This window comes from Parahoeflea alexandrii (assembly GCF_024105735.1).
Classification (GTDB): Bacteria; Pseudomonadota; Alphaproteobacteria; order Rhizobiales; family Rhizobiaceae; genus Hoeflea; species Hoeflea alexandrii.
Map to the genome: position 1 here is coordinate 105,302 of NZ_JAAAML010000001.1, position 26,606 is coordinate 131,907.

Annotated in this window: 24 protein-coding genes; 13 read left to right on the forward strand and 11 right to left on the reverse strand. The window is 61.3% G+C overall.

The window, feature by feature from the left end; genetic code table 11:
• Positions 1-3 precede the first annotated feature (3 nt).
• Positions 4-1,119 carry a mandelate racemase/muconate lactonizing enzyme family protein gene (locus GTW23_RS00465; protein WP_252914205.1) on the reverse strand — a complete coding sequence of 372 codons (1,116 nt, stop codon included), beginning with the start codon at positions 1,117-1,119 and terminating at the stop codon, positions 4-6.
• 116 nt (positions 1,120-1,235) lie between these two features.
• On the opposite strand from GTW23_RS00465, the gene pdxR reads away from it, so the two are divergent.
• From pdxR to GTW23_RS00500, 7 genes are all read left to right on the forward strand, one after another.
• On the forward strand, positions 1,236-2,717 hold the full coding sequence (pdxR, locus tag GTW23_RS00470) for a MocR-like pyridoxine biosynthesis transcription factor PdxR (RefSeq protein ID WP_252914206.1): 1,482 nt from the start codon (positions 1,236-1,238) through the stop codon (positions 2,715-2,717).
• A 216-nt stretch (positions 2,718-2,933) separates the two neighbouring features.
• A complete protein-coding gene (locus GTW23_RS00475; protein WP_152010460.1) occupies positions 2,934-4,010 on the forward strand; it encodes an extracellular solute-binding protein in 1,077 nt (358 codons plus the stop codon).
• Between the two features lie 112 nt (positions 4,011-4,122).
• Complete coding sequence (locus GTW23_RS00480; protein ID WP_252914207.1) at positions 4,123-5,235, forward strand: ABC transporter ATP-binding protein; 1,113 nt, start codon at positions 4,123-4,125, stop codon at positions 5,233-5,235.
• Between the two features lie 13 nt (positions 5,236-5,248).
• Entirely contained in the window at positions 5,249-6,115 is an 867-nt protein-coding gene (locus GTW23_RS00485; RefSeq protein WP_152011646.1) for an ABC transporter permease, read from the forward strand.
• Complete coding sequence (locus tag GTW23_RS00490) at positions 6,115-6,972, forward strand: ABC transporter permease (protein WP_152010458.1); 858 nt, start codon at positions 6,115-6,117, stop codon at positions 6,970-6,972. The genes GTW23_RS00485 and GTW23_RS00490 overlap by 1 nt, the downstream gene beginning before the upstream one ends.
• Positions 6,973-7,000: 28 nt before the next feature.
• Positions 7,001-8,623: a GMC family oxidoreductase gene (locus GTW23_RS00495; protein WP_252914208.1), complete on the forward strand. Its 1,623-nt coding sequence runs from the start codon at positions 7,001-7,003 to the stop codon at positions 8,621-8,623.
• 1 nt (position 8,624) lies between these two features.
• Positions 8,625-9,929 carry an NAD(P)/FAD-dependent oxidoreductase gene (locus GTW23_RS00500; protein WP_252914209.1) on the forward strand — a complete coding sequence of 435 codons (1,305 nt, stop codon included), beginning with the start codon at positions 8,625-8,627 and terminating at the stop codon, positions 9,927-9,929.
• Between the two features lie 12 nt (positions 9,930-9,941).
• On the opposite strand, the gene GTW23_RS00505 is transcribed toward GTW23_RS00500, so the two are convergent.
• From GTW23_RS00505 to GTW23_RS00525, 5 genes are read right to left on the reverse strand one after another with little or no spacing between them, the layout of a single operon-like run.
• Complete coding sequence (locus GTW23_RS00505; protein WP_252914210.1) at positions 9,942-11,408, reverse strand: aldo/keto reductase; 1,467 nt, start codon at positions 11,406-11,408, stop codon at positions 9,942-9,944.
• The gene (locus tag GTW23_RS00510; protein ID WP_252914211.1) at positions 11,405-12,370 is read right to left on the reverse strand and encodes a branched-chain amino acid ABC transporter permease; all 966 of its coding nucleotides are present in this window, start codon (positions 12,368-12,370) and stop codon (positions 11,405-11,407) included. Before GTW23_RS00510 ends, GTW23_RS00505 begins: the two co-directional genes overlap by 4 nt.
• Positions 12,371-13,285, reverse strand: coding sequence for a branched-chain amino acid ABC transporter permease (locus GTW23_RS00515; RefSeq protein WP_252914212.1), 915 nt, complete (start codon positions 13,283-13,285; stop codon positions 12,371-12,373).
• Positions 13,282-14,013, reverse strand: a complete 732-nt coding sequence (locus GTW23_RS00520) for an ABC transporter ATP-binding protein (protein WP_252914213.1) — start codon at positions 14,011-14,013, stop codon at positions 13,282-13,284. The genes GTW23_RS00515 and GTW23_RS00520 overlap by 4 nt, the downstream gene beginning before the upstream one ends.
• Positions 14,010-14,792: an ABC transporter ATP-binding protein gene (locus GTW23_RS00525; protein ID WP_252914214.1), complete on the reverse strand. Its 783-nt coding sequence runs from the start codon at positions 14,790-14,792 to the stop codon at positions 14,010-14,012. The genes GTW23_RS00520 and GTW23_RS00525 overlap by 4 nt, the downstream gene beginning before the upstream one ends.
• A 99-nt stretch (positions 14,793-14,891) precedes the next feature.
• Here GTW23_RS00525 and GTW23_RS00530 point away from each other — a divergent pair, with 99 nt between their 5' ends.
• Genes GTW23_RS00530 through GTW23_RS00550 form a run of 5 tightly spaced genes read left to right on the forward strand, consistent with a single transcriptional unit; the run spans position 14,892 to position 18,711 of the window.
• Positions 14,892-15,617, forward strand: coding sequence for a GntR family transcriptional regulator (locus GTW23_RS00530; protein ID WP_252914215.1), 726 nt, complete (start codon positions 14,892-14,894; stop codon positions 15,615-15,617).
• The gene (locus GTW23_RS00535; RefSeq protein WP_252914217.1) at positions 15,614-15,970 is read left to right on the forward strand and encodes a TIGR04076 family protein; all 357 of its coding nucleotides are present in this window, start codon (positions 15,614-15,616) and stop codon (positions 15,968-15,970) included. Before GTW23_RS00530 ends, GTW23_RS00535 begins: the two co-directional genes overlap by 4 nt.
• Positions 15,957-17,006: an aldo/keto reductase gene (locus GTW23_RS00540; RefSeq protein WP_252914218.1), complete on the forward strand. Its 1,050-nt coding sequence runs from the start codon at positions 15,957-15,959 to the stop codon at positions 17,004-17,006. Before GTW23_RS00535 ends, GTW23_RS00540 begins: the two co-directional genes overlap by 14 nt.
• On the forward strand, positions 17,007-17,414 hold the full coding sequence (locus GTW23_RS00545) for a hypothetical protein (RefSeq protein ID WP_252914219.1): 408 nt from the start codon (positions 17,007-17,009) through the stop codon (positions 17,412-17,414). It abuts the gene before it with no gap.
• Between the two features lie 49 nt (positions 17,415-17,463).
• Positions 17,464-18,711, forward strand: a complete 1,248-nt coding sequence (locus tag GTW23_RS00550) for an ABC transporter substrate-binding protein (RefSeq protein ID WP_382265831.1) — start codon at positions 17,464-17,466, stop codon at positions 18,709-18,711.
• 106 nt (positions 18,712-18,817) lie between these two features.
• Here GTW23_RS00550 and GTW23_RS00555 read toward each other — a convergent pair whose 3' ends face one another.
• Both GTW23_RS00555 and GTW23_RS00560 read right to left on the reverse strand, forming a co-directional pair.
• Positions 18,818-19,522: a type 1 glutamine amidotransferase gene (locus tag GTW23_RS00555; protein ID WP_252914220.1), complete on the reverse strand. Its 705-nt coding sequence runs from the start codon at positions 19,520-19,522 to the stop codon at positions 18,818-18,820.
• A gap of 74 nt (positions 19,523-19,596) precedes the next feature.
• On the reverse strand, positions 19,597-20,508 hold the full coding sequence (locus GTW23_RS00560; protein ID WP_252914221.1) for a phosphotransferase: 912 nt from the start codon (positions 20,506-20,508) through the stop codon (positions 19,597-19,599).
• A gap of 102 nt (positions 20,509-20,610) precedes the next feature.
• Here GTW23_RS00560 and GTW23_RS00565 point away from each other — a divergent pair, with 102 nt between their 5' ends.
• Complete coding sequence (locus tag GTW23_RS00565) at positions 20,611-21,243, forward strand: class I SAM-dependent DNA methyltransferase (RefSeq protein WP_252914222.1); 633 nt, start codon at positions 20,611-20,613, stop codon at positions 21,241-21,243.
• Between the two features lie 15 nt (positions 21,244-21,258).
• On the opposite strand, the gene GTW23_RS00570 is transcribed toward GTW23_RS00565, so the two are convergent.
• The 3 genes from GTW23_RS00570 to GTW23_RS00580 are packed head-to-tail and all read right to left on the reverse strand — an operon-like array spanning position 21,259 to position 26,600.
• Positions 21,259-23,700, reverse strand: a complete 2,442-nt coding sequence (locus GTW23_RS00570; RefSeq protein ID WP_252914223.1) for a GcvT family protein — start codon at positions 23,698-23,700, stop codon at positions 21,259-21,261.
• Positions 23,697-24,593 (reverse strand): phosphotransferase, encoded by an 897-nt coding sequence (locus tag GTW23_RS00575; RefSeq protein WP_252914224.1) that lies wholly within the window; start codon positions 24,591-24,593, stop codon positions 23,697-23,699. The genes GTW23_RS00570 and GTW23_RS00575 overlap by 4 nt, the downstream gene beginning before the upstream one ends.
• A 3-nt stretch (positions 24,594-24,596) precedes the next feature.
• Complete coding sequence (locus GTW23_RS00580) at positions 24,597-26,600, reverse strand: ABC transporter permease (RefSeq protein ID WP_382265733.1); 2,004 nt, start codon at positions 26,598-26,600, stop codon at positions 24,597-24,599.
• Between the last annotated feature and the right edge of the window lie 6 nt (positions 26,601-26,606).

The window sequence follows — 26,606 nt, forward strand, 5'->3', positions numbered from 1 at the left end:
GTGTCAGGCTCCCAACGAGCTGATCTGGTGACTTGATTGTTCGAGCCAGGCCGGGCTGACCTCGACGCCCCAGCCGGGTGCGTCTGTTACCGTCGCCTTGCCGTCGACGATGGCGTAGGGGGTTTCGACGAAGAGGCCGTCCTGCCAGGGATAGTAGTCCTCGCCCTCGATCGAGAACTCGAGATACTTGCCGGCATTGGGGATGGCGCGCAGCATGTGCATGGTGAACAGGGTGACCATCGACCAGTTGGCGCAGTGGGGCGTGCAGGGCAGGCCGGCCTTGTGGGCCATGTCCGCCACCCGCAAAGTACGGGTCAGGCCGCCGAGATAACAGATGTCGGGCTGGACGATGTCGACCGCCTTCATGTCGATCATCCAGCGCCAGTTCGGAAGCTCGCAATCCTGTTCGCCGCCGGTGACATCGATGGGCGGTGCGGACAGTGCTTCGGTGACCTGCCTGGTCTGCTCGTATTCCCAGTAGGGGCAGGGCTCCTCGAAATGGCTGATGCCGTTGTCGACCAGCATTTTTCCAATTTCGATGGCCTGGGCCGGCGAATAGCAGGAATTGGCGTCGACCAGCAGCGCAACGCTGTCATCCATGGCCTTGCGCATGGTGGGGACGATTTCCTCGGTTCGTCCGGGCCATTCATCCTTGCCGCGACCGCATTCCGCACCGATGCGGAACTTGAAAGCGTCAAAGCCGAATTTGTCGCGCAGTCGGCTCAGCCGCGTGGCCTCATCCTTCGGGGTGATGTCGCGTTTCATGGAAGAACCATAGGCGCGGATGGTTCCCGGTGTGCCGCCGATCAGCTCACAAACCGGCTTGCCTTCGATCCTGCCACGCAAGTCCCAAAGCGCTGTGTCGAGGCCGCCAAGTGCACGCTTGAGATAGGAGCCGGGAAACTTGTGTTCCTTCTCGGGGATCAGGTCCACCAGGTGATCGATGTCGAGCGCCGACTGACCAAGCGCGTAGGGCGCCACCTGCCTGTGCACGATCTGCGCTGTGATGTCGGCATAATAGGGAGCGACCTGGCCCCAGCCGATGTCGCCGGTGTCGGTGGTGACCTTGACGAAGCAGACGAACTCGTTGGTGAAGGTTTCAATGTGGGTGATTTTCATGTGATGTCATTCCATGCCGCAATTTTTGGCAAACCGTAGCGGGTCGATTGGACTTACGATAAGGTCCAATCTCGCAAAGCTTCCAGACCAATTTTGACTACCGTGAGAGCCCATCCATGAAAACCAAGGCCGGAGCAATTCTCTCCTCGATCCGGATCGATCGGAGCCTAGACCGGAAAATCAGCGTGCAGCTCTACATGGGGCTGCGCGATATCATCCTGTCCGGCGGGCTCAATGGCGGGGAGCGGTTGCCCGCAACCCGGACCCTGGCTTCCGAACTGGGCGTTTCGCGAACCACGGCGCTCGATGCGGTCAGCCGCCTGATCTCCGAAGGATTGCTGGAATCGCGGATCGGGGCCGGCACATTCGTCAGCCACACGATGACCGGGCGCACACCGGTCAAGCCGAAAGCTGCCAAGATCGATGCGGAGCGGGCGCCACGCTTGTCGCCCTCTACAATGCGGGCGCGGGCGATGTTTGCCGAGAGACGGCGACTGCCGCACAAATCCCAGGCTTTTGTCACGGCCTTGCCGGCGCTGCATGCATTCCCGATGGCGCAATGGGCGCGGCTTTCGGCCCGGCACCTGAGATCCGACCGGGATGCGGTGATGGGTTACGGCAACCCCTATGGTCTGCCAAGGTTGCGGGCAGCTATCGCGACACATCTCAATGCCAGCCGCGGGATCCAGTGTGATCCGGAGCAGGTTTTCGTGGTTGGCGGTGCTCAGCAGGCGTTCTCGCTTGTCGGCGGCATGCTGCTGGACCGGGGAGAGAAGGTCTGGTTCGAGAATCCCGGTGCGATCGGGGCGAGGAATGCCTTCATTTCCTGCGGTGCCGAATTGGTTGCCGTGCCTGTGGATGATGAAGGGATCGTGGTTGCCGATGGTTTGGCGAAGGCTCCGGATTTCCGGCTGGCCTTTGTCACGCCTTCGCATCAGCAGCCGTTGAGCAAGGTTCTCAGCCTGTCCCGGCGGCTGGCACTGCTGGATGCGGCTGACCGGGCGGATGCGTTCATTGTCGAGGATGATTATGACGGCGACTTCTATTTCGGCGACCAGCCGCTGCCCACTCTCAAGAGCATCGATACCAATGGCCGTGTAATCTATGTCGGCACATTCTCCAAAACCCTGTTTCCTTCGCTGCGCCTTGGTTTCCTGGTAGCGCCTGCCAGCATGGTGGAGGCCATGTCGGCGATCTTCTCCGCGGCGTTGAGCGGCGTTCCGACCTGGCCCCAGGCCATCGTTGCAGATTTCATCGACGAGGGGCATTTCGCCACCCATATCAGGACCATGCGGCACCACTACAGGCAGCGTCACGAACTCCTGCACGCGCATGCCCGGCAGATCGAACCGCACATGCTTGTCCAGCGTGCCTCGGCGGGTTTTCACACGGTCGGCTATTTCACCGATCCCGGGCGCAGCGAAGAGGATTTTGTCCGCGAGGCAAATGCCGCGGGATTGACGCTCTCCGGGATTGGCCGATACTGCCTTGCTCCGATCGATCGCAAGGGGGTGGTCATAGGATATGGTGCCGCCAACGAGGCCGATATCCGGCAAGGCATGGATGTGCTCGCGCGGCTATTCGCTACAGCGGGATGAATGAGGCACGAAGACTGCGTCTTGTTGGTGCCAGAAAGTGTCGAAAATTCAGAAACTTATGGTGTACACGAGTGAGTGTTCCTGTCACAAATTGGTATGATAAAATATCTATAATGGATATGCGGTGCAGTCCAATGAGGGGCTACGCTTCGTCACATCTGCGCGGGTTATAAACAATAATGCGCCGATATTCAGAGGGTTCAAAGGGAGATCAACATGATCATGAAACTAGCAATTGCCGGGCTTCTGGCCACGACCGTGATGGCCGCCGCGCCGGCGCAGGCAGAAACCCTGCGTCTGCTGACATGGGGCTCCTATGCTCCTGACGAGCTGGTGAAAAAGTTCGAGGAAAAATATCCCGACATTACCGTCGAGGTGACGTTCTCGAACAACGAGGAAATGATCGCCAAGCTGCGTGCCACCGGCGGCGCAGGCTTTGACCTGGCCCAGCCAAGTCATGACCGCATCTATGCCGTGCAGCAGGAATACAACATCTACAAGCCGCTTGATCTGTCGAAGATCAACACCGATACCATGCAGGCCAAGCTGCTGGATGGCGTCAAGGCCAACACCACCATCGACGGCGAAGTCTATGCCGTGCCGCACCAGTGGGGCACATCGGGCCTGATGGCCAACAAGACCATGGCACCGGACGTCAAGGCCTGGGGCGATCTTTGCGACCCGCAATACGCGGGCAAGACCTCCATGCGCCTGCGCCGCACGATCCTCCTGGGGATGGCGTTTGACATGGGCGAAGACCCGTTTGCGGCCTATGCCGATCTCGACAAGTACCAGGAGATCCTGGACAAGGTCGCCGACAAGCTGATCTCGTGCAAGGACAACCTGAAGGCCTACTGGAAGGGCGGTGACGACCTTTCGGCGATGATGATGTCGGGCGAAATCGTCGCCTCGGAAACCTGGGATTCGACCGCCTACAAGCTCTATGGCGAGAACAAGGACATTGTCTTTGTGCCGCCGAAGACCGGCGCGCTGGCCTGGATCGACACCTTTGCCATCCCGCGCAAGGGCGAAGCCGATGATGCCGCCTACAAGTGGATCAACTTCGTGCTCGAGCCCGAGAACGTGAAGACCATGTCGGCCAGCACCGGCGCGATTGCCGCTGTCGAAGGCGGCAAGGACCTGCTTCCGGATGACAAGAAGGCTGCCGTCAATGCCGCCTTCACCGACGAGGACATCAACAATCTGAAGTTCTTTGCCAACATCCCGGCAGGTGTCGAGGACATGGAAGGCAAGACACTTGAGAAGATCAAGGCTGCCACCGGCTCCGAATAAGCCGGGTCTTACATCTTCGACTGATTGAGACTGAGTGCGGCTGCGCAGCCCGTTTGTGTAGCCGCACTTCAAATTCCAAAGACCTGACATGACACACTGCACTGGGTACTCGATGCAATCAAACACCGAGAACGATCTGGAATGCATCCAGATCAAGAAGCACTTCGGCTCGGTGCGGGCCGTGGATGACGTCTCTTTCGAGATCCCGAAGGGCTCCTTCTTCTCGATTCTGGGCCCGTCGGGATGTGGCAAGACCACATTGATGCGGATGATTGCCGGTTTTGAGTCGCCCACATCCGGAGACATCCGGATCAAGGGCAAATCGGTCATCGGGACGCCGCCGAACCGGCGCAACGTCAAGATGGTGTTTCAGCACCTGGCCTTGTTTCCGATGATGAATGTCTATGAGAACATCGCCTACGGCCTGCGCTGCGCCGGGGCTTCCAAGGACGTCATCCGCACCAAGGTGCATGATGTTCTCGAACGCATCTCCCTGCCCGATGTCGCCAATCGCGAGATCACACAGCTCTCCGGTGGGCAGAAGCAGCGCATCGCGATCGCCCGCTGCATGGTGCTGGACCCGGATGTGCTGCTGCTTGACGAGCCGCTCGGTGCGCTGGATCTCAAACTGCGCGAAGCCATGAAGATCGAGCTGAAGCTCCTGCAGCACCAGTTCGACACCACCTTCGTCTACATCACCCACGACCAGTCGGAAGCACTGGTCATGTCCGACAATGTGGCGATCATGAACGAGGGCAAGTTTGTCCAGATCGGAACGCCGCAGGAACTCTATCACAATCCATCGGCCGCTTTCGTTGCCGGGTTTGTCGGCGACACCAACCGGTGGGCCGGAAAGGTAACCCGCGTCGAAGGCAATACGGTCGAGGTGGAAACCGAGGCTGGTCTGGCGATGCGCGGATCGGTTCGTGGCGCTGGCGCACCGGGGATCGGCGACAGGGTGAATGCTTTCGTCCGGCCCGAATTCATCACGGCCGAGAAAGCAGGTGGCTCTGCCGTTCAATCCGGAAATGGTCAGAACGTGATCGAGGGCAAGGTCGACAGTATTCTTTTCAACGGTGCCAACAGCCGGGTTCTGGTCCGCGACCGCGCCGGCGAGTTGATCGAAGCCGACGTGGTTCTGACCGGCGGAGCGCAGGACCTGAAGCCGAAGGATGACGTCACGCTTTCATGGTCGCCGGAACAGACCATGAGCTTCAAGGCTTGAGGGTGACGCGATGATGCAAAGAGATATCAAGCGTCTGTCGCTGATCTTGCTGTTTGCGCCCTTCGCGCTGTGGATCCTGCTGCTTATCATCCTGCCGCATCTGGGGATGTTCTATATTTCGCTGCGGGAAAAGGTCGGGCCCCGGATGTATGAGTTCGGGCTCGAGAACTACATCAATTTCTTCACCGAACCGATCTACTGGAACACGCTGATCCGCACCGGGTCGATGTCGTTGCTGGTCACCGTATTGGCGCTGCTGCTGGGCTTTCCGATCGCCTACTACATCGCCAAGATTGCCGGTAACCGGACCCGCGGCGCACTTTTCCTGATGTGCCTGATCCCGCTGTGGGTGAGCGATCTCATTCGCGCCTTCGGCTGGATCCTGCTGTTGAGGGAAACCGGAATCATTTCGAGCAGCCTGCAGTGGGCCGGACTGATCAACACGCCGATCGAGTTCCTCTACAACGATGCCACGGTGATCATGGGGCTGGTCTATACGGTTATCCTGTTCATGATCGTGCCATTGGTCTCGACGCTGGACGGTATGGATGATGCGATGATTGAAGCCGGCTACAATCTTGGCGGCAACGGACCGACCGTGCTCAGGCGGATCATCATTCCGTATGCCATGCCCGGTATCGTTTCGGGCTGCATCGTCGTGTTCATGCTGACCGCGGGCAGTTACCTGACGCCGATCCTCTTGGGCGGCAAGAACTCGAGCTGGTTCACCGAGCAGATCTATGACCAGTTCATCACCCGCTACAACTGGGAATCGGGTGCTGCGTTCGGTTTCCTGCTGCTGGCCTTCACTTCGCTGGTGGTCTGGGGCGGTCTCAAGCTCTCCGGTCAGACACTCAACAGCACGGTGGCGCGAAGCTGATGGCTATCAAACCCAACACCGCCTTTCTCGCCAGCTACCGGATCTACGTTGGCCTGTTCTTTGTGTTTCTGGCAGCGCCGCTGGTTGCCGCGGGCGTTTTCGCCTTCAACGATTCGTTGTTTCCGTCGCTGCCTTGGCAGGGCTTCACGCTCGACTGGTTCTTCAACGATTCAGAGCCGAAACTTGGCATGTTTCATGACCGGCGGTTGCTGCGCGGGCTTTACTATTCCTTCGTGATCGCCAGCTTCGTGTCGCTGCTTTCCGTCTTTGTCGGCACCTGCAACGCCTTCCTGTTCGTCCGCTGCAAGTTCCCGGCCAAGGACTTCTTTTACATCATGATGGTGCTGCCGCTGGTCATTCCCGGCGTCATTCTTGGTATCTCGATCCTGCTGCTGGCCAGCAACATCGCCAATGGCGCGGAAGAAGCCTTGTCGCTTGATCTGGATTTTCTGCGCCCGGGCATCGTGCTGGTGGTGCTGGGCCAGTTCTCGTTCATCACCACGATCACGTCACTGGTGATCATTGCGCGATTGCGCAAGTTCGACGCGTCGATGGAAGAGGCGGCCTACAATCTCGGCGCCAGCCGGGCACGGGTGCTCAGGACGATCACGCTGCCATTCCTGTTTCCGGCCATGGCGGCGGCAGGTATCGTCGCCTTTCTGGTCTCCTTCGAGAACTTCAACACCACGCTGTTCCTCGTTGGTTCGGAAGCGCCGCTGACGATCACCATGTATGACCGCATGGTCAAGGTTGGCTCGACGCCGGTGCTCAATGCGGTTTCGTTCTTCCTGATGATCGGCTCGGCGCTGCTGGCGCTGGTTTCGATCCTGGTGCAACGCGACAAACCCCAAACCTGAGCCTCATAACCAAAGAGTGGCGTACCCCGTGAAGACCCATGACTTCGTGATTGTCGGCGCCGGCTCGGCAGGATGCGTGCTGGCCAACCGGCTGAGCGAGAACGGCAGATATTCGGTGTTGCTGCTCGAAGCCGGCGGACATGACCGCAATTTCAAGATCTTCATGCCGATCGGTTACGGCATGGCATTCTACGACAAGCAGATCAACTGGATGTACCGGTCCGAACCCGATCCCGGCACCGACAACCGGGTAAGCTACTGGCCGCGCGGCAAGGTGATCGGTGGTTCCTCCTCGATCAACGCGATGGTCTATATCCGCGGCCATCCCGGTGACTTCGACGATTGGGAGGTGATGGGCAATCCCGGCTGGGGCTGGAATGATGTTCTGCCCTATTTCAAGAAAAGTGAAACCAGCGACCAGGGCGAGACGGAATGGCGTGGTGGCAGCGGTCCGCTCCATGTTTCGACCATGGAACGCGACTTGCATCCCACCTGCCGGAATTTCATCCGGGCCGGGGAAGAGTGCGGGCTCAGCTACAATCCCGATTTCAATGCCGCCACCAATGAGGGCGTCGGGCTTTATCAGAACACCGCCAGGGGCGGGTTCCGGATGTCGGCGGCGCGGGCCTATCTGCATCCGGCGCGGCGGCGCCAAAACCTGAGGGTCATTTCGCGCGCCCATGCGACACGGATCCTGTTCAAGGGCAGCCGTGCGACCGGGGTGGAGTATGTCCGAAACGGAAAGATCGAACGGGTCTACGCGGGACGGGAGGTCATCATTTCGGGTGGCGCGGTAAACTCGCCGCAGCTCCTGATGCTTTCCGGGGTCGGCTCGGCAGAAACGCTCAAGCGGCATGGCATTGAGGTCGTGCATGACCAACCGAATGTAGGCCAGCACCTTCAGGATCATCTTTGCATCGACCATACCTACAAGGCTCGGGTGAAGACGCTCAATGACGACCTGAGGCCGCTCATCGGAAAACTGCGCCATGGCATCAACTATGTTCTCAGGCGCAGGGGGCCGCTGTCACTCGGCGTGAACCAGGCAGGTGGCTTCATCCGGACGCGGCCGGAGCTCGAGCGCCCCAACATGCAGCTCTATTTCTCGCCGGTAAGCTATACCAAGGCGCCGCCGGGCAAGCGTCCGTTGATGAGCCCGGACCCATTCTCCGGTGTGATCATGGGAACGCAGCCGACACGGCCGACCAGCCGCGGTCATCTGGGGCTGAAGTCGTCCGACCCGTTCGATGCGCCGGCGATCCACCCGAATTACCTGTCGACCAATCACGACGTTGCTGAACAGCTCGAAGGCGCGCGATTCCTACGCCGGCTTGCCGATTCTCCGGCGTTTGCGGAAATCCTCGAAGAAGAAATCCGCCCGGGACGCCAGGTAGAGACCGACGATGAGATGATCGCCGATATCCGCGCACGCGCTGGCACCGTGTTTCATCCGGTGAGCACCTGCCGCATGGGTGGCGACGCCAGTGACAGTGTCGTCAGCCCGAAGCTCAAGGTGCACGGGCTGGACAATCTTCGAGTAATCGATGCCTCGGTTTTTCCGGCCGTGACATCCGGCAACACAAATGCGCCGACCATCATGGTTGCGGAAAAGGGCGCCGACATGATCCTCTCCGATCACGCGGGAACATAAGATGACAAAATCGAGCGATTGTTTTACTCCCGATTTCAAGCCCACGCCCTACTGGTGGGATGCGAGCCCGCAGCAGCCCGATGACATGGCGAAACCGCCGGCGACTGCGGATGTGCTGATCATCGGGTCAGGCTACACCGGGCTGCATGCGGCGGTGCAGACCGCGCGCGCGGGATTGGAGACGGTCGTGATCGATGCGGAAGCAGCGGGCTTCGGCTGCAGCACCCGCAATGGCGGGCAGATCTCCACCAGCGTCAAACCGTCGTTTTCCACGCTCAAGCAGCGATATGGCGAGGCTCGCGCGGTTGCCATCCTGAAGGAAGGTCAGGCCTCGCTCGATCATGTGGCCCGGTTCGTGGCGGAGGAAAAGCTCGATTGTGATTTTGGAGTGGTTGGCCGCTTCCACGGGGCACACACCGCGGGACAGTATGACAAGCTGGCAAAGGATTGCGAGAGCCGGCATCCCGGTTTCGAAACCGGCGCCTTCATGGTGCCGCGTGGCAGCCAGCACGGGGAACTCGGCACCGATGCCTATCATGGCGGGATCGTCTTTCCAAAGCATGCCAGCATCGATCCCGGCAAGTATCATGCAGGGCTTCTTGGCGTGGCAAAGGCGGCGGGTGCCAACATCATCAGCCAGTGCCGGGTGAATGATCTCGAGCGTTCAGCCCAGGGATTTGAAGTGTCGACCGACAAGGGACGGGTTCGTGCCAGCAAGGTGATCATCGCCACCAACGGCTACACGGGTCCGTTGTCGCCATGGCAGCAACGCCGGGTGATTCCAATCGGATCCTACGTGATCGCCACGGAGGAAATCCCCGCCGACGTGATGGACCGGCTGTTTCCCACCAACCGTATCCTGTCGGATACACGCAAGCTGGTCTATTACTATCGTCCGTCGCCTGACCGGAAACGCATCCTGTTCGGTGGCCGGGTGTCGCTGCAGGAAACCGATCCGCGCAAGAGCGGGCCGAAGCTCTTGGCCGAGCTGGTGCGCTTGTTCCCCGAGCTGGAAGGAACCCGTATCAGCCATTCCTGGGCCGGGATCGTGGCCTTCACTTTCGACACGCTGATGCATTGCGGCGAAGACAAGGGGCTCTCCTACGCGATGGGCTATTGCGGCTCGGGTGTCGGGATGGCCGGTTATCTCGGCTCAAGGCTTGGAAAGGCAGCGGCTGGCGTCGATCCGGATCTGGGCGCCTTCAGCCAGATTCCGTTCCAGACGCGGCCGTTCTACACCGGAAAGCCATGGTTCCTGGCCCCTTCGGTTGCCGTCTATCGCCTGCGGGACCGGCTCGGGATCTGAGCCGGATAGCCGCTAGTCCCGCTTGCGGCTGACGACGGCCTCGGCCTCGATCTCCACGCGGAAATCGCCGATCAGGTTGCCCACCAGAAACGTGGTGTTGGCCGGCGGATTGGTGGTGAAGCGAAGCCCGTGGGCGCGGGCTGCGGCCTCGATGTCCTCCTCGCCACGCAGATACATGCGGGTGCGCAGAATGTCCTTCGGGTCTCCGCCGAGCGCCCGCACCGATGCCGCGATCTTGTCGAGGATGTAGGTTGTCTGGGCGCCGGCGTCATCAAGGGCAACCGTGCGGTCGACGCCGTGGGTTGCTGTGGTGCCGGAAACCACGATCTTGTCGCCGTCGCGCAGCGCCCGGCAATAGCCGGCGATCGGTTCCCAAAGGGATCCGGAGAAGACACGTGCCCGGTCGGGATTGTCCGGGTCGGTGACGGCCTGCATGGCGCTCGGCATCTCCGACAAGTGATGGCTCAGATCGCCCGATGCGGTGAGGAAGGGTGGCTGGCGGTACTCGTCGCCGCAATCGCCGGGGATCATGCGGGTCGCGGCGAAGGCCTGGTCGAGACGATCATGGTCGTCCGCATCGAGTTCGAACTGGAACAGCCGCAGATTGTCGGCGCGGTGCTGGTTTTCGCCGAGGCGCGCGCCGACAATGACGCCTGCGACATGGGCGTGCTCGAGAACCCAGCGGGTGGCGACGTTGGAGATCGAGACGCCATGCTTGCGGGCGATCTCGTCGGCAGCCTTGAGAATGCCCTGGTAGCCGTTCCAGCCTCCGGCAGCCTGGATGAACCTGAGATACTTGGATCCACTCCAGTCCTTGACCGCCTCGGGTTCGGGCTTGCCGATCCAGCGTTCGGAGAGGAAGCCACCGCAAAGGGTACCGTAGGCAAGCAGGTGGACACCATGCTTCTTGCAGATCTCCGCCAGATGCCCCGCGGCGCGGCGATCGATCAGCGAAAACGATACCTGGTTGGAAACCAACGGGATGCCTTCGGCCAATGCGAGATCAAGATGGGCGGCATCGAAATTGGTGACGCCGATTTCGCCGATCAGGCCCTCCTGCCTGAGCCGCTTCATCTCGTGCAGGGCATCGAGCCAGGCGGGATGTTCGAAGGTCCACCAGTGGAATTGCAGCAGGTCGACACGCTTGACGCCTAGTCTGTCGAGACGTTCCTGCACGCCGGCACGGACGATCTCCGGTGTCATCGGTCCGGGTTCGGGGCACCACTTGGTGAAGGCCCGGGGGCGGTCGCCACCCTGCCAGCTGCGCAGCAACTCGCCGGTGATCAGTTCCGAGGTGCCGTAGTGGTCCGCCATGTCGAAGGTGTCGAATCCTTCCCGGGAATAGTCGGCAAGCGCCTTCGCACCAGCGACCGGGTCTAGCGTGACGCCGTCCTTTTCCTGGTCGGCAACCTGCCACAGGCCGGTCAGAATGCGGCTGATCGAGAGGCCGGGCGCGAGATCCTTGCGGTCGGGTTTCATGGTTTGATGTCCTTGTTGCGGCGTCCGAGATGACGCGATACGGAGCGCACTTCGGGCAGGATGCCCTGCGGCCTCCACAATAGAATGACGCAGAGCATCACGCCGATGATGACGATCTGCAGCGAGGCCGCGCGGGCCTGCTGATCGGCGGGGAAAACCTCCGAGATCAGCGCACCGGACAGGGCCCAGATGGCCCAGACAAGAACTGCGCCGAGGATTGCGCCGCGATTGTTGCCGGAGCCACCGACGATCAGCATCGCCCAGACCTGGAAGGTCATCATCGGCAGGTAGTTGCCCGGTGCGATGAAGCCGATGAAATGGGCCTGTACGGCGCCTGCCAGCGCCATGATTGCACCGCCGAGGGCAAAGGCCTGGATGCGTAGAAGAACCGGGTTCTTGCCGAGCGCCTGGGCGGCGACCTCATCCTCGCGCACAGCCCGCAGGGCGCGGCCCCACGGGCTTCGCAGGAGATGTTCAAGCAGCAGATAACAGGCGAGGACCACCGCAGCCGTCAGTGCCAGGTTGAGACCATTGAAGGCAAAGGCTTCTCCCTGAAGCCCCGAGAAGGGCCGCGGGATGAAGGCCATGCCGAAGGCGCCGCCGGTCAGGCTCTCGGTGTTCTGGAAGACAAGCTGGAGCGCCACGGCAATGCCGAAGGTGGTGATGGCCAGGTAGTCCGACCGCATTCTCAGGGTCAGCAGGCCGACCGCAAGCGCGAGGCCACCGCCGGCCGCCATGGCTGCCAGCCAGCCGAGTGCGATGGGGAGATCAAAGCCGCCGATGCGTTCGGCCGCGTCAGGTGTCGTCAGGGCCGCCGAAACATAGGCGCCGAGGCCGACAAAACCGGCGATGCCGACATTGAACAGCCCGGTTTGTCCCCATTGAACATTCAGTCCCAGGCAGATGATCGCGTAGGTGAGCGCAATGGTGAGGAAGAAGGCTGCGTAAGCGAGGAGTTCCATTTACGCCCCCTTCTGGCCAAACAGGCCCTGAGGGCGCAGCATGAGCACCAGCACAAGAATGACGAAGGAGATGGCGGCGCGCCATTCCGCGCCGACGATCTGTACCGCGAAGGCTTCCGCGAGCCCGATGATCAGTCCTCCCAGCATGGCGCCCGGGATGGAGCCGATACCGCCGAGAATGGCCGCTGAGAACAATGGCAGCAGCAGGTCAAACCCCATGTAAGGACGGATCTGCACCAGCAGTCCGGCCATGACGCCGGCGATGCAGGCGAGGCCCGCACCGATGATCCAGGTGACGCGAATGACATTCTCGACATTGACACCGTAGACCCCGGCAAGGCTCGGGTTCTCCGAGACCGCCCGCATCGCCCTGCCGGTGGCGCTGCGGGTGACGAGGAGATGCAGCACCACCACGAGTACAGCGGTCATGCCGATCACCAGCAACTGGTCAGGTGTGGCGCGCATGCCGAGCCCCAGTGGCTTGGCAATCTGCAGCGCCTTGGTGAAGTAGGCGGGTTTGGCGGTGAAGATGAACTCAAGCAGCGACCGCAACGCCATCGATGCACCGAAACTTGCCATGACGATGATGATCGCATCGGCACCACGGGCCCGCAGCTTGCCGAACAGGATACGGTCCAGTCCCAGTGTCAAAGCCACGGTCAGCGCCACACCGCCGAACATGGCAAGCGGAAGTCCCCAACCGAAGCTGAAGGGATAGACTGGCGCGCCGAGCCCGGCGGCAAGCCCGCCGAGGACACCAGCCACGGTCAATGTCAGGTAGGCGCCCCAGGCGAGAAAATCGCCATGGGTGAAGTTGGCAAAGCGCAGGATCGAATAGGTCAGGGTCAGGCCGATCGCGCCAAGACCGATGGTCGATCCGGCTATCAATCCGTCGATGATGGCTTGCGGGTTCATGTTCTAGCCTCCGCCGTGCGATGGCCAAGGAACAGTTCGCCCAGCAGCTTGCCGTCATGCAGGGTTTCCGAGGGGCCGTCATGGGCGAGCTTGCCGTCAACCAGAACAAGTGCGCGTTCTGTCAGCGTCAGGGCCGCGCGGACATTCTGCTCGACGAGGACAAGCGTCACGCCGGCTTCGGAGATACGGCGCAAGGTGTCGAACACCTGGCCAACGAGCTTTGGTGAGAGGCCGGCGGAAGGTTCGTCGAGCATGAGCACCTGCGGCTCGGTCAGAAGGGCACGAGCAGCGGCAAGCATCTGGCGCTGGCCGCCGGAGAGTGCACCTGCCAGTTCGCCAGGCCGGGCGGCAAGGTCGGGGAACATGTCGAGCATCGCTGCGATCCGGCCGGCGCGCTCGGCCTTTGGCAGCAACTGCGCCGCGATCTGCAGGTTTTCGAGAATCGTCAGGCGGGTGAAGATGTTCTCGGTCTGGGGCACGAACCCCATGCCGTTGCGCACCAGATGATGAGAGGCAAGTCCGGTCACATCGGTCTGTCCGAGCCGAACGTGGCCTGCGAAGCATGGCACAAGGCCGGCAATGGCCTTGATCATGGTGGATTTTCCGGCGCCGTTGGGGCCGAGAATCGAGACAGCCTCGCCTCGGGTGATGTCGAAACTCACACCCTTGACGATAGGCAGATCGGGATCATAGCCGGCGTGCAGACCGGCGACGGACAGCGCGGTCATGCGGGCATTCCCTCGAGGTAGACATCGATCACATCGGCGCGCCTGGTGACCTCTTCCGGCGCACCCTCGGCCAAGGACTTGCCGGCGGCCATGACGATGACGCGGGGACATAGGCGCGCAATCATTTCCATGTTGTGCTCGATCAACAGAATCGCGATTCCCAGCTTGTTGATGGCATGAATGCGGTCGATGATCAGATCGAGAAGCGCGGGATTGACCCCGGCCGCCGGTTCGTCAAGCAGGATGAGCTTTGGCTCGGCCATCAGCACACGGGCAAGTTCGAGCAGTTTGCGCTGCCCGCCCGAAAGCACCGCTGCCGGTTGATCCTCAAGATGCGAGAGGGAAACGAAATCCAGGATGTCGCGAGCACGAACGACATTCGTTCGCTCCTGCGCGGCGACCTGGCGCGGGGCGATGAGCGCCGAAAACAATCCTTCGCCGAGCTGGTTCTGAGCCGCCGTCATGACATTCTCCAGCACCGTCATGCGGGGGAAGGGGCGGGGGATTTGAAAGGTGCGGCCGAGGCCGGACAGGATCCGGGCTTCCGGCCGTGCTTTGGTCAGATCCTTGCCGGCCAGGTGGATGCTGCCAGCGTCGACCGGCAATGCACCGGCCAACAGGTTGAAGAGCGTCGACTTGCCCGCGCCGTTCGGCCCGATCACGCCCAGAATTTCCGAGGCGGCCAAATCCAGCGAAATGTCGTTGACGGCGCGAAATCCTCCAAAGGATTTGGTGATGCCGCGGGCCTTGAGAATTGGTGGCTGACTGGATCCGGTCATGAGGCTCAATCAAAGTTGATCAACTATCATTTATCATTTACACGATCATGTTTCAGGCCTAAAGTAAAGATCCAAACGAGCAAGGCGGGCATTGTCGGAATGAACATCCAGACCACCACCAAGTTTGACGGGCCCGGGCTCGACGCGCTTTCGCCCGTCGGCCGCGAGACCGTTCAGGACCGGATCTATCGGCAGCTCCGCATCGCTCTCATCCAGGCGCGGTTCGATGCCGGCGAGATCTTTCTCGCCGGAGACGTGGCTCAGCGCATGTCGGTCAGTTCGATGCCGGTACGCGAGGCTCTGGCGCGGCTGGTGTCTGAACGTGCGCTGGAAGCGATGCCGAACCGTCGGGTGCGCGTGCCGTTGCTTACACTGGAGCGGGCGCGGGATATCGCTCAGGCACGAACCCTGATCGAAAGCGAGCTGGCCGCCCGTGCGATTTCAAATCTGACCAATGACGATATCGAGCGGCTGGAAATGCTGACGGCAGAGTATGAGGATACGAGCGACGCCCAGGATGTCGCGACGCTGAACCATGCCTTCCATTTCCATCTGTACGAGGCGGCAGGCTCGTCGGTGTTCATGCCCATCGTTGAAAGTCTCTGGATGCAGGCAGGGCCCTATGTCCGGGCTGCGGCGAAGCTGCACAAGCCACTCACAGACACGGCCGCCACGCTGCATCACAGGGGCATTCTCGAAGCCATCCAGGCCGGCGACAAGGCCCGCGTTGCCAGCGAGTTGACGGCTGATATCAGCCAGTCATTCGCCATTCTGGAAAGGGCGGATCCGGATTTCTGGAACGAGGGCGAGGGAGGCGCATCATGAGCAAGGATGATGGCTTCGAGCTGTGGGATCTGAAGGTGGAAGTGGTTGCACCGGAAGGCGCAAAGATCTGGTGCGGCGCCAATGTGGGCGATTATTTCGAACTGCGCGGAGAGATGCTGCACCTGCCTGACGGGCAGGGAATCTCGATCTACTCGCTGGCTTCCGTGCTGCCCCTGCTGGCCGCCAAGCAGCGTCAGACAGATGCGAATGACTGGATGTCCACCGATGCTGAGATTGCCTGTCCGGATCCGAATTGTCCCTCGCGGTTGAGGATAACGCGTACCGGGCTGAGGCGTTTCAGCCATTCCGAGACCACTGCCGTGCCACTGGGAGATGACAATGCAGACCTATGACCTGGCTCCGGGACATCGGATTTCCCGTGTCATCAAGGGTGGTTGGCAACTGGCCGGCGGGCATGGCGATATCGACCGGCAGGCCAGTATCGACGATATGATCGCCTTTGCCGATTCGGGGATCACGACATTCGATTGTGCCGACATCTACACCGGGGTGGAAGCCCTTATCGGGGATTTCCGAAAGGAGTATGAACGGGTCCGCGGCGCCGAGGCGCTCGACAAGATCAAGGTGCACACGAAGTTTGTTCCCGATCTGGGCAATCTCGCGACACTTACAAAAGCCGACGTGGCCGCCGCCATCGAGACCTCGCTCAAGCGCCTGAACATGGACCAGCTCAATCTGGTACAGTTTCACTGGTGGGATTATGAAGTCGACCGCCAGGTTGAAGTGGCCACTTGGCTTGCCGAGCTCCGGCAGGAAGGCAAGATCGGCAATATCGGCGGCACCAATTTCGACACGGAACAGATGCTGCGGATCATCGATGCCGGTGTGCCGCTGGTCTCCATGCAGGTTCAGTATTCGCTGATCGACGGCCGTCCATCGCGCGCGATGACGACCGCGGCTGCCCAGCACGGGGTTCGCTTTCTTTGCTACGGGTCGGTCGGCGGCGGGCTGTTTTCCGAACGCATGCTCGGCGCGCCCGAACTGACGCCGCCCTTCGAGAACCGGTCGCTGATCAAGTACAAGCTGATCGTCGACGAGTTCGGCGGTTGGGCATTGTTCCAGGAGCTGTTGAAGGCATTATCCGTGGTCGCGGCGCGGCATGGCAGCGATATTGCCTCGATCGCCAGCCGCGCGGTTCTCGAGCGTCCCGGCGTGGCAGCCGTCATCGTCGGTGCGCGCAACCGCAACCATCTCGAGCGCAATCTGGCGATCCCCGGCATCCAGTTGAGCGAACGGGATTTCGCCGAGATCAACGCCGTTCTGGCGCAGGCCAATCCTGTGCCCGGCGATGTCTACACGCTGGAACGGGACCGGAACGGCAAGCATGGTTCGGTGATGAAATACAATCTGAACAAACAGGGGCATTGAATGGTGGACCTGATCACGCGCGCTCAGGCCGAAGTCGTCAACCGGCACCATTTTTTCGTCGAATGGTTCACCGGCCGCGCCAGCGAGGCAGAGCTTGAGGCTTCACTGCGCGCCTTTGCGCCAGACATGGTGATGATCGAGCCCGACGCCAACACCATCGGCAGGGACGACGTCGTGGTCATGATCAGCAACGCCCGTGGCAAGCGCCCGGCGGATTTCGAAATCAGGGTGGACCTGATCTCGGCGCGCCTCATCGACAGCGACACGGTTGCTGTCGTCTACGATGAACATCAGGTGATCGCTGGCGAAAAGTCCGCCCGCCGTTCCTCTGCCGTGTTCAGTGCCGATCCTGAAGCACCCGAGGGGGTGGTCTGGCGGCATCTGCAGGAAACCTGGATTACGACATAACAAAACGGGCGAGAGAGGCCCCATAACAAGGAGAACGAGAATGAACATGATCCGCAAATCCGGCCTTGCCTTGGCCATGCTTTGTGCCTCGGCGCTCAGCTCGCAAGCCTGCGACATCACCATTGGAATGGTGATGGAGCTCACCGGTCCCGCAGGTGCCTACGGGCAGGCTGGTGCCAAGTCCGTGGAGATGGCTTTCCGCGACCTTAACGAAGCCGGGGGTGTGCTTGGGTGCAATCTGGTCACCGATACCCGAGACAGCCAGAGCCAGGGCAATGTCGCCGTCGACCAGGCGACGCAGCTTGTCAATGTCAAGCAGGTGCCTGTGGTGATCGGCGGGATCATTTCGTCGGTCTCGATCCCGATCCTGACGTCTGTGACCGCCGCTGCCGGCGTCGTGCAGGTGTCGCCCGCATCCTCAAGCCCGACGCTCACGCAACTGAGCCGTGACGGCAAGACCGGTGGCTACTTCTTCCGGACCATCACGTCCGACGCGCTGCAGGGCATTGCGGCTGCCAAATACGCGATCGATTCAGGCCTGAAGAAGCTGGCCATCATTCACGTCAACAATGATTTCGGCGTCAACCTGATGCGCGAATTCTCCGCTTCCTATGAAGCGCTCGGCGGTGAAATCACATCTGTCACGCCCTACAACGAGAACCAGCCCAACTATGGTGCCGAAGTCACCGCAGCCATGGAAGGCAGCCCGGATTCACTCTACCTGATCAGTTATCCGGTCGACGGTGCAACCGTTGCCCGGGCCTGGATCAGCCAGGGCGGCCCGCAGAAGTTCCTGCTCAATGACGGGATGAACTCGACGGATTTCATCGAGGCCGTCGGCGCCGAATATCTCGAGGGCGCTTTTGGCACGTCTTCGGGGACGACCGAGACGGAGTCGACCAAGTATTTCTACGCCAATTACGAGGCTTTCTCGGGGGGCATCGCGCCGTCGGCGCCCGCCGCCGACCGGTCCTATGATGCCGGTGCTATTGTCGGGCTGGCCGTGGCCAAGGCCGGCAAGGCTGAATCCGACGCCATCCGCGATGCGATCCGTTCGGTGGTCGATCCGGCAGGCGAGACGATCTATGCCGGACCCGAAGAGTTCAAGAAAGCACTGGCGCTGATCAATGAAGGCAAGGCGATCAATTACCAGGGCGTCATCGGCAATGTGTCGTTCGACCAGTATGGCGACATTTCCGGTCCGTTCCGGCTCTGGCAGATCAAGGGTGGCGAAGTCGTCACCAATGGCCAGATGACCGCCGCCGATGTTGCCGATGTGAAGGCTTCCATGCAGTAACCCGGCCCCCCGGGGGCGGTTACGCCTGCAGGAATACGAAAGAGGCGCCATCACGGTGGCGCCTCTCACCCGGTCGGAGGCAGTTCCGTACTGACTGGAGCGAGTTTTACCGCGCGAAGCTGGAGATCCAGTGGCGGTAGAGGTTTTCCCGCATAAGCGAGAGGCTCGCCTCGGCAGCGGAAAGATCGTCGAAGATCCGGTTTGCGTCGTCGCCGATATGGGTGCGGAGCATCTCTTCACATTGTTCGATATCATACCAGTCGGCAAGAGTGCCGGTATCCAGCTCGGCATGGAACTGGAAAGAGTGTGCCGTTCCGCCCCAGACCATGGCCTGAACATTGCAGTGGTCGGAAGATGCAGTGACCTCGGCACCCGGCGGCAAGCGGCTCACCTCCGCACTGTGCCATTGAAAGCACCCGAATTCTTCGGACAGGCCTTCGAACATCGGCGGATTGCCGCATTTGCTCACATGCAGCAACCCGACCTCGGATTTGGCCGCAGGAGCAACCTCGCCGCCGAGCACGTGCGCCAGCAGCTGATGGCCGAGGCAGATTCCGAAATAGGGCAGCTTGCGTTCGAGGACCGCCTCGCGGATCAGGTCGATCTCGCGTGACAGCCACGGCAGTTCGCCAGCCTCCCAGACCTGCATCGGGCCGCCCAGAACCCAGAGCCCGTCGATGCCGTTCAGCTCGGCGTCGCCGATCTCGTCGGGCGCCGTACAGGCAATCACCTGATGCCCGTCGCGGGAAAACAGCGGCCTGAACCCGCCGGCATGTTCTTTGCCGGAGTGCTGAATGATGAGGATGCGCATCGGCGTAACCATGTAAGAGTTCGACGTCAGCCCCGGCAAAGGGGCAATCGCTTTTGCAGTCTGTATTGCGGGCCTCAAGCCGTTTGCAGGGTGCGGAGACTGTCGGCGAACGTGTCGCTTGCCATCAGTGTCCTGCAGCGGGCGAAGCGGCCATCCGCATAGGCACGAAAATCGTCGGCCGGATTGCCATTGGCCAGTTGTATCAAACCCCAGAGCGTCCACAAAAGATCGCACATCGCCTTGTAGATGATCATCCGCGCCCGGTCGGCGGCTTGCGGCTCACCGCAGGCATAGGCCTCGAGCAAGGCCTGATCCTGGGCGGCATCGAATTCTCCCTCCACGGAAAGATCGCCCAGATCCCACATCGGGTCGTTCATCCCCGAATATTCCCAGTCGACGATGTAGATCTGCTCGCCGGTATCGAGGAAGTTCTCGCAAAGCGGATCGCAATGGCAGGCAACCAGCGGGACCGGGTTTCGCGCCAGGGCCGCGCGGACCGATTGGGCTTCGCTGACCACGTCATGGTAGCCGTCCGGCAGTGCCACATCCTTGGTCGAAAGGATGCCGAGATACTCGTCGATCATGGCAAAGAGCTCGAATGTGAAGGGAAACTTCGCGCCGGACGTGTGCAGCCGTCGAAAGGCTTGGCCGGCGCGGCGGACGGTGCCGATGTCCGCACGGAAACCGGCAGGGGTCATGGTTGCGGCGCCATCGATGAACCGGGTCGCCATGACCCCGGTCTCAGGATCGGCAAAAATGACCTCGGGGCTGACGCCTGCATCCGCCGCAGCCCGGGCGGAAACCGCCTCGTGCGCCCGGTTGATGTATTCCTCGGTTCCGGCACCGGGCAATCGCACACAAGTGTCGCCGACCCGGAACACCAGGTTGGTCAGACCGCCCAGCCGTTCGACCGGGCCGGTGTAGTTCACGAGCGACGGGATTGCGGAGAGGCTGGCGCGCAGCCGGGTCTCGGTTTTATCTGGCATGGCGGTGCGCCTCCTTTTCCTCGTTCAGCTCTTGTGACACAGTTCCACAAAGTTATTGAAATGGCTATGGTAACCGGTAACGGAATGACAGTGGAGCGTGACATGACGACGGATGACAAGACTGCCCGCCTCGGCGCTGTGTACCAGGCTGACAGCACGGAAGATGTCGCGCGGGTCTATGATGCCTGGGCGGAGAACTACGACAGCGACATGTCTCTCGCCGGTTACCGCCATCCTGCCATTTCGCTCGCGCTGCTGGCTCGGTTTGTCTCGAAGGGCGCCGGGCCGCTGCTTGATGCGGGTGCCGGGACCGGGCTGATCGGGGAATGGCTGGCGATAACGGGTTACACGCACGTCGAGGGGCTCGATCTCTCCAGGGGCATGCTTGCGGTGGCCGAACGCAAGGGTGTTTACAAGGCGCTGCACCAGGCCGCGCTCGGCACGAGGCTGCCATTTGCCGACAACCATTTTGCCGCGATCATCTCCGCCGGGGTTTTCACATCGGGCCATGTTGGTGTTGAAGGCCTCGACGACCTGCTGCGGATCTGCAAGTCCGGCGGCGTGATCGTGCTGACCATCAAGGACGTCTTGTGGCAGGCAAGCTTCCGTCAGCGTCTCGCCGGGCTTGAAGCGAATGGCATATGCACTCTGATCGATGACACCGGCCCCTATGTTTCGATGCCCGGCGAGGCGGGCACCACGCCAAGCCGCTGCATTGCGCTGAAAGTCGCCTGATCCGGATTTGCCGGTTCAGGCTTTCACCCTGGCGTTGGCCGGATCGATGAAAGGTTTCAGGCCGATCCGCGCAGAAAAACGCTCCATCGCGATGACCAGTTCGTAATCTCCGTGTTCAAGAAAGTCGTTGGAGACCCCATCTTCGTTCCGAACGTAGCCGTAACCGACGCTCTTGCCGATGGTGTAGCCATAGCCGCCTGAGGTCAGGTAGCCGACGGGTTGGCCATTGCGCAAAATGGTTTCGCGTCCGACCAGGACGGCATCCGGATCATCGATGACGAACCCGGCGAAGCTTTTTTTCAGTGGCTGGCCGGTGATTGTCGCCAGAGCCTGCTGGCCGACAAAACCTGTGTTTGAGTTGCGCCGTACCGCCCAGCCGAGGCCGGCCTCGTGGGGCGTGTCGTTGGGGGTGATGTCCGAGCCCCAGGCGCGGTAGCCTTTTTCCAGGCGCAACGATTCAAGAGCCCGGTAGCCGACGGGACGGATGTCCCACGGCTTGCCCGTCTGCATCAGCGCGTCGAAGATCTCGCCGGTGGCGCCGATCGGCATGTGCAGTTCCCAGCCGAGCTCGCCGACATAGGTTACCCGCAAGGCGCGGACGGTGTGGCCGGCAATGTCGATTTCACGGACATGGCCAAAGGGGAATGCAGCGTTGGAGACATCCGCCGACGTGATCTTTTCCAGAACATCACGGGCATGGGGGCCCATCAGCGACAGCGTGCCATGGGCTTCGGTGATGTCCTCGATCCGGACATCGGCGCCTTCTGCTATGTGCTCCCGGATCCAGGCCAGATCGTGGGTGCGGAACCCGGTGCCGGTGACGATGTAGAACCGGTCATCTGCGAGGCGCGCCACGGTCAGATCCGCCTCGATACCGCCCCTGGTGTTGAGCAGCTGGGTGTAGGTCAGGCGTCCGACCGGCTTGGTCACATCATTGGCGCAGATATGGCTCAGCGCCGCGAGCGCATCAGGGCCGCTGACCTCATACTTGGCAAAGGAAGACTGATCGAAGATGCCAACCTTCTCGCGGACATGACGGTGTTCATCGCCGACCGCGTCGAACCAGTTCTGGCGACCCATGGTGGGGATGTCCTGCGGCTCCATGCCCTCGGGCGCGAACCAGTTGGGGCGTTCCCAGCCAAGCTTGGACCCGAACACGGCGCGATGGGCCTTGAGCCGGTCATAGAGCGGGGAGACGATGCGCGGCCGCCCGCTCTCGTATTCGACATGGGGAAAGCCGATGGCGTAATGCTTGCCGTAGGCTTCGAGCGTGCGGTCGTTGACCCATTGCCGGTCCCGGTGCATGTCGGCAAAGCGGCGGATATCAACGACCCAGAGATCAAGCGGCGCCTCGCCGTCGATCACCCATTGCGCCAGCACCCAGCCGGCGCCGCCGCCCGAGGCAATGCCGAAGGCGTTGAAGCCGGCGCCGACGAACATGTTGATGCATTCGGGCGCCGGGCCGAGGATGAAGTTGCCATCCGGGGTGAAGCTTTCCGGTCCGTTGATCATCTGCTTGACGCCGACATGTTCAAGCGCGGGAACACGTGCAATCGCCTGTATCATGTGCTGCTCGAAATGGTCGTAATCATCGTCGAACAACTGGAACTCGAAATCGTCGGGGATATCGCCGGTGGTCCAGCCCTGCGGGTTGGGTTCGTAGCCACCGAAGGACAGGCCGCCGACCTCTTCCTTGAAATAGGTGCGGCGGTCGGGATCGCGGATGGTCGGCGCATCGGCTGACAGGCCGTCGATCTTCTCGGTGATAACATATTGGTGCTTGACCGGCTGGAGCGGCACATTGATTCCGGCCATGGCGCCGATCTGGCGCGCCCACTGGCCGGCGCAATTGACCACCTTTTCGCAGGCGATGTCGCCCCTGTCGGTCTTCACGGCAAGAATGCGGCCGTCCTTCATGTCGAAACCGGTGACGCGCACGTGTTCGAAGATCTTCGCGCCATGCATGCGCGCACCCTTGGCCAGCGACTGGGTGATGTCGGAAGGACTGGCCTGGCCATCGGTGGGAAGCCAGCTGGCGCCGACAAGATCATCGACCTGCATCAGCGGGAACATTGCCCTTGCTTCCTCAGGCGAGAGCAGATGCATGTCCATGCCGAAGCTCTGCGCGGTGGTGGCCAGCCGCCGGTATTCGGTCCAGCGGTCCTGGTTGGTGGCGAGCCGAAGGCAGCCTGACATTTTCCAGCCGGTTTCAAGGCCGGTTTCCTGGTCGAGCCGTTTGTACAGATCGACGGAATATTTGAGCACCTTGGTGATCGATGCCGACGAGCGCAGTTGTCCGACGAGGCCTGCAGCATGCCAGGTCGAACCGGAGGTCAGCTGGCCCTGCTCCAGAAGAATGACATCGGCCTTGTGGTCACGGGCAAGATGGTAAGCCGTCGAACAACCGATGATGCCGCCGCCGATAACGACGATTTGGGCCCGGTCAGGGAGTGTCATGATGATGTCTTTCCATAGGTCGAATGGTACTGGTCGAGAGCCGCATCCAGACGGGCGAGGTTCTCTGCGGTATAGGTTTCGTAGTCGGCACCGGGGGCGTCGAGGTAGAGTTCCGAGACCAGGCTCCACATGGTTTCGCGCAGCAGCGAGGCGCATTGCATGGCGTTCAGCGAACGGGTAACGGCAGCATCGGGCGGAAACCCCAGCGCCACCTCGAGCAGGGAATGAGCCTCGTCTTCGCCCATTTCGGCGTTTGATGCAGCCCCGGCGATGTCGAACATGGCGGTTGAAAACCCGGCATATTCGAAATCGATCAACCAGAGCCTGTGCCCGTCATCAAGAAAATTGGCGGGCAGCAGATCATTGTGTCCGAAGACAATCGGCAGGGGGCATTGGGCGGCTTCCAGCTGATCTGAAAGTTCAAGCCAGCCGGTCAGCCGGTCAGCCATTCGCGAACCGCCGCTGGCGAGCGTTCGGGCATAGTCGCGAATGACATGGAACACCCAGAACATGAAGCCCGGGCCCTCGACATGACGCGGCATGGATGAATGGAAATCGCGGATGAGGCGGCCGACGCGCTCAGCGTTGGCACGCACATCGGCGGCATCGAAAGTGCGGGCATCCAGGAAGGCCGAGACCATGAGACCGGGCTCGGCGTATTCCACGCGGGGAGCAAAACCTGCCTCATGTGCTGCACGTGCGGTCATGACTTCCCGGCGGCGATCGACGTGATGGAACGGGTAATCCTGGCCCAGGCGGACGACATGGCGTCCGGCGGCATCCCTGACCAGCCAGCTTTCATTGCTCAATCCACCCGTCAGCGGCTCGATTTCGATGGAGCCGGAAAAACAAGGCAGGGCGCGGATGCGGTCGGTAGAGGCGTTGTCGGTCATGGGTTACTCCAGGCCCAGGCGGCGTCTGGCATGGATGGCGCCGGCCGAGATCAGGCGGTCTGCGATAATGGCAATGGCGGCAATCGAAAGGCCTGCGACGAGGCCGCGGCCGGTGTCGGCCTTGGTCAGAGCGATATAGACTTCCTGGCCAAGATCGCGGGTTCCGACCAGGGCGGTGATGACCAGCATCGACAGGGCAAACATGATGGTCTGGTTGAGGCCGAGCAGGATTTCGGGCAGCGCCAGCTTGAGCCGGATGCGGGTGAGGATCTGCCATTCGGTGCAGCCCATGGCGCGGCCGGCCTCGATCAGTTTGGGATCGACCTTGCGGATGCCGAGCGCGGTGTAGCGGATGGCCGGCGCAATGGCGAAAGCCACGACCGCGATCATTGCGGTGAAATCGCCGACGCGGAACAGCATCACCGCCGGCATCAGATAGACGAAGCTCGGCAAGGTCTGCAGCGTGTCGATGGCAACCTGTACCCAGCTCCAGACCCGGTCACGGGTGGCCGAATAGATGCCGATGGGCAACCCGATCAGTGCTGCGAGCACAGCGGAAATGCCGCAAAGGTAGACAGTGATCATGGCCTTTTCCCATTGCCCGGTCACGGCGATGAACAGGGGAAGGCAGGTGGTGAGCAGTGCCAGGCGCCAGCCACCGAGCCGGAAACCTGCAAAGCCCAGCAGCGCAGTTACGCCGAGCCAGGGCAGACCGCCCAGGAAACGTTTGAACGGAATCAGCACGTTGAGCAGCATCGCGTTCTTGATGGCTTCCAGAGTGTCAAAGAAGTTGATGTTGATCCAGGTGACGACTTCCGACCAGAAGGTGCCGGTCGACAGCTGCAAGGCCTCGGGATAGGTGCGTATGGCAGGGATCATGTAGCCCAGCGCCGATGTGAAGAGCACCAGCGCCACACCGGCCATCAGATAGGGGTGCCGGGCTGCAAATCCCGAGGCATTGTTTTCCGGCGACGGGGCAGAGAGCTTTTCGGCGGCTGCCTGGCTGAGGCGATCCATGGCGATGGCAAGGGCGACGATGGCGAAGCCGGCCTCGAGACCGGCGCCAAAATCGAGCCGGCGCAAGGCGGCGAGAACGTCAAAACCCAGACCGCCGGCACCGATCATCGATGCGATGATGACCATGTTGAGCGACAACATGATGACCTGGTTCATGCCGACCATCAGGCTTTCGCGTGCTGCGGGCACCATGACCCGCCAGGTCATCTGGCGTTCGGTGCAGCCGACCATGTGGCCCAGATCTATGATTTCGCCCGGGACCGCGCGCAAGGACAGAATGGCAATGCGGATCATCGGCGGGGTCGCGAAGATCAGAGTGGCAATGACGGCCGCCGTCGGGCCAAACCCGAACAGGAACAGCACCGGCACCAGATAGGCAAACACCGGGATTGTCTGCATCAGGTCCAGGAGCGGCATGATCATCCGCTCAAGCCAGCGCCAACGCCAGGCGGCGATACCGAACAGCAGCCCGAAAAGGACGCCAAGCGGGGCCGCGACGAGGATCGAGGCGAGGGTGATCATCGCGCTGGTCCACTGGCCGAACACGGCGAGGAACAGGAAGCAGGCACCGGACAGCAGGGCCAGCGGCCTGCCGCCGAGCCAGTGTCCGAGCAGCATGACAAGGCCAATGACGGCAATCCAGGACAAGGGCGGTACGATCTGGATGGCCGAAGAGCCGCTGCCTTCGAGGAAGCCGGTGGAGAGCAGGCTGGCCGCCACAGTGTAGGGCACATCCAGAACAGCGGAAATGAAGCGGGTCAGATCGGTGAAACTGAACAGACCGAAACTCGCCTCGTCGATCAGCCATTTCATCGCCGCGCTGATCCACTTGGCAAGCTTGATGACATGTTCCTTCGGATATTCGAACGCGGCCGGCAGATAGGACCCGGCGAACAGCCAGAAGATGACGAAGGCGCCCAGGACTGTGAGCCATGCAAGCGGCAGCCGACTGGCCATCGGCTGACCCTGCCTCGCATCCGTTCCCGTCATGGATGG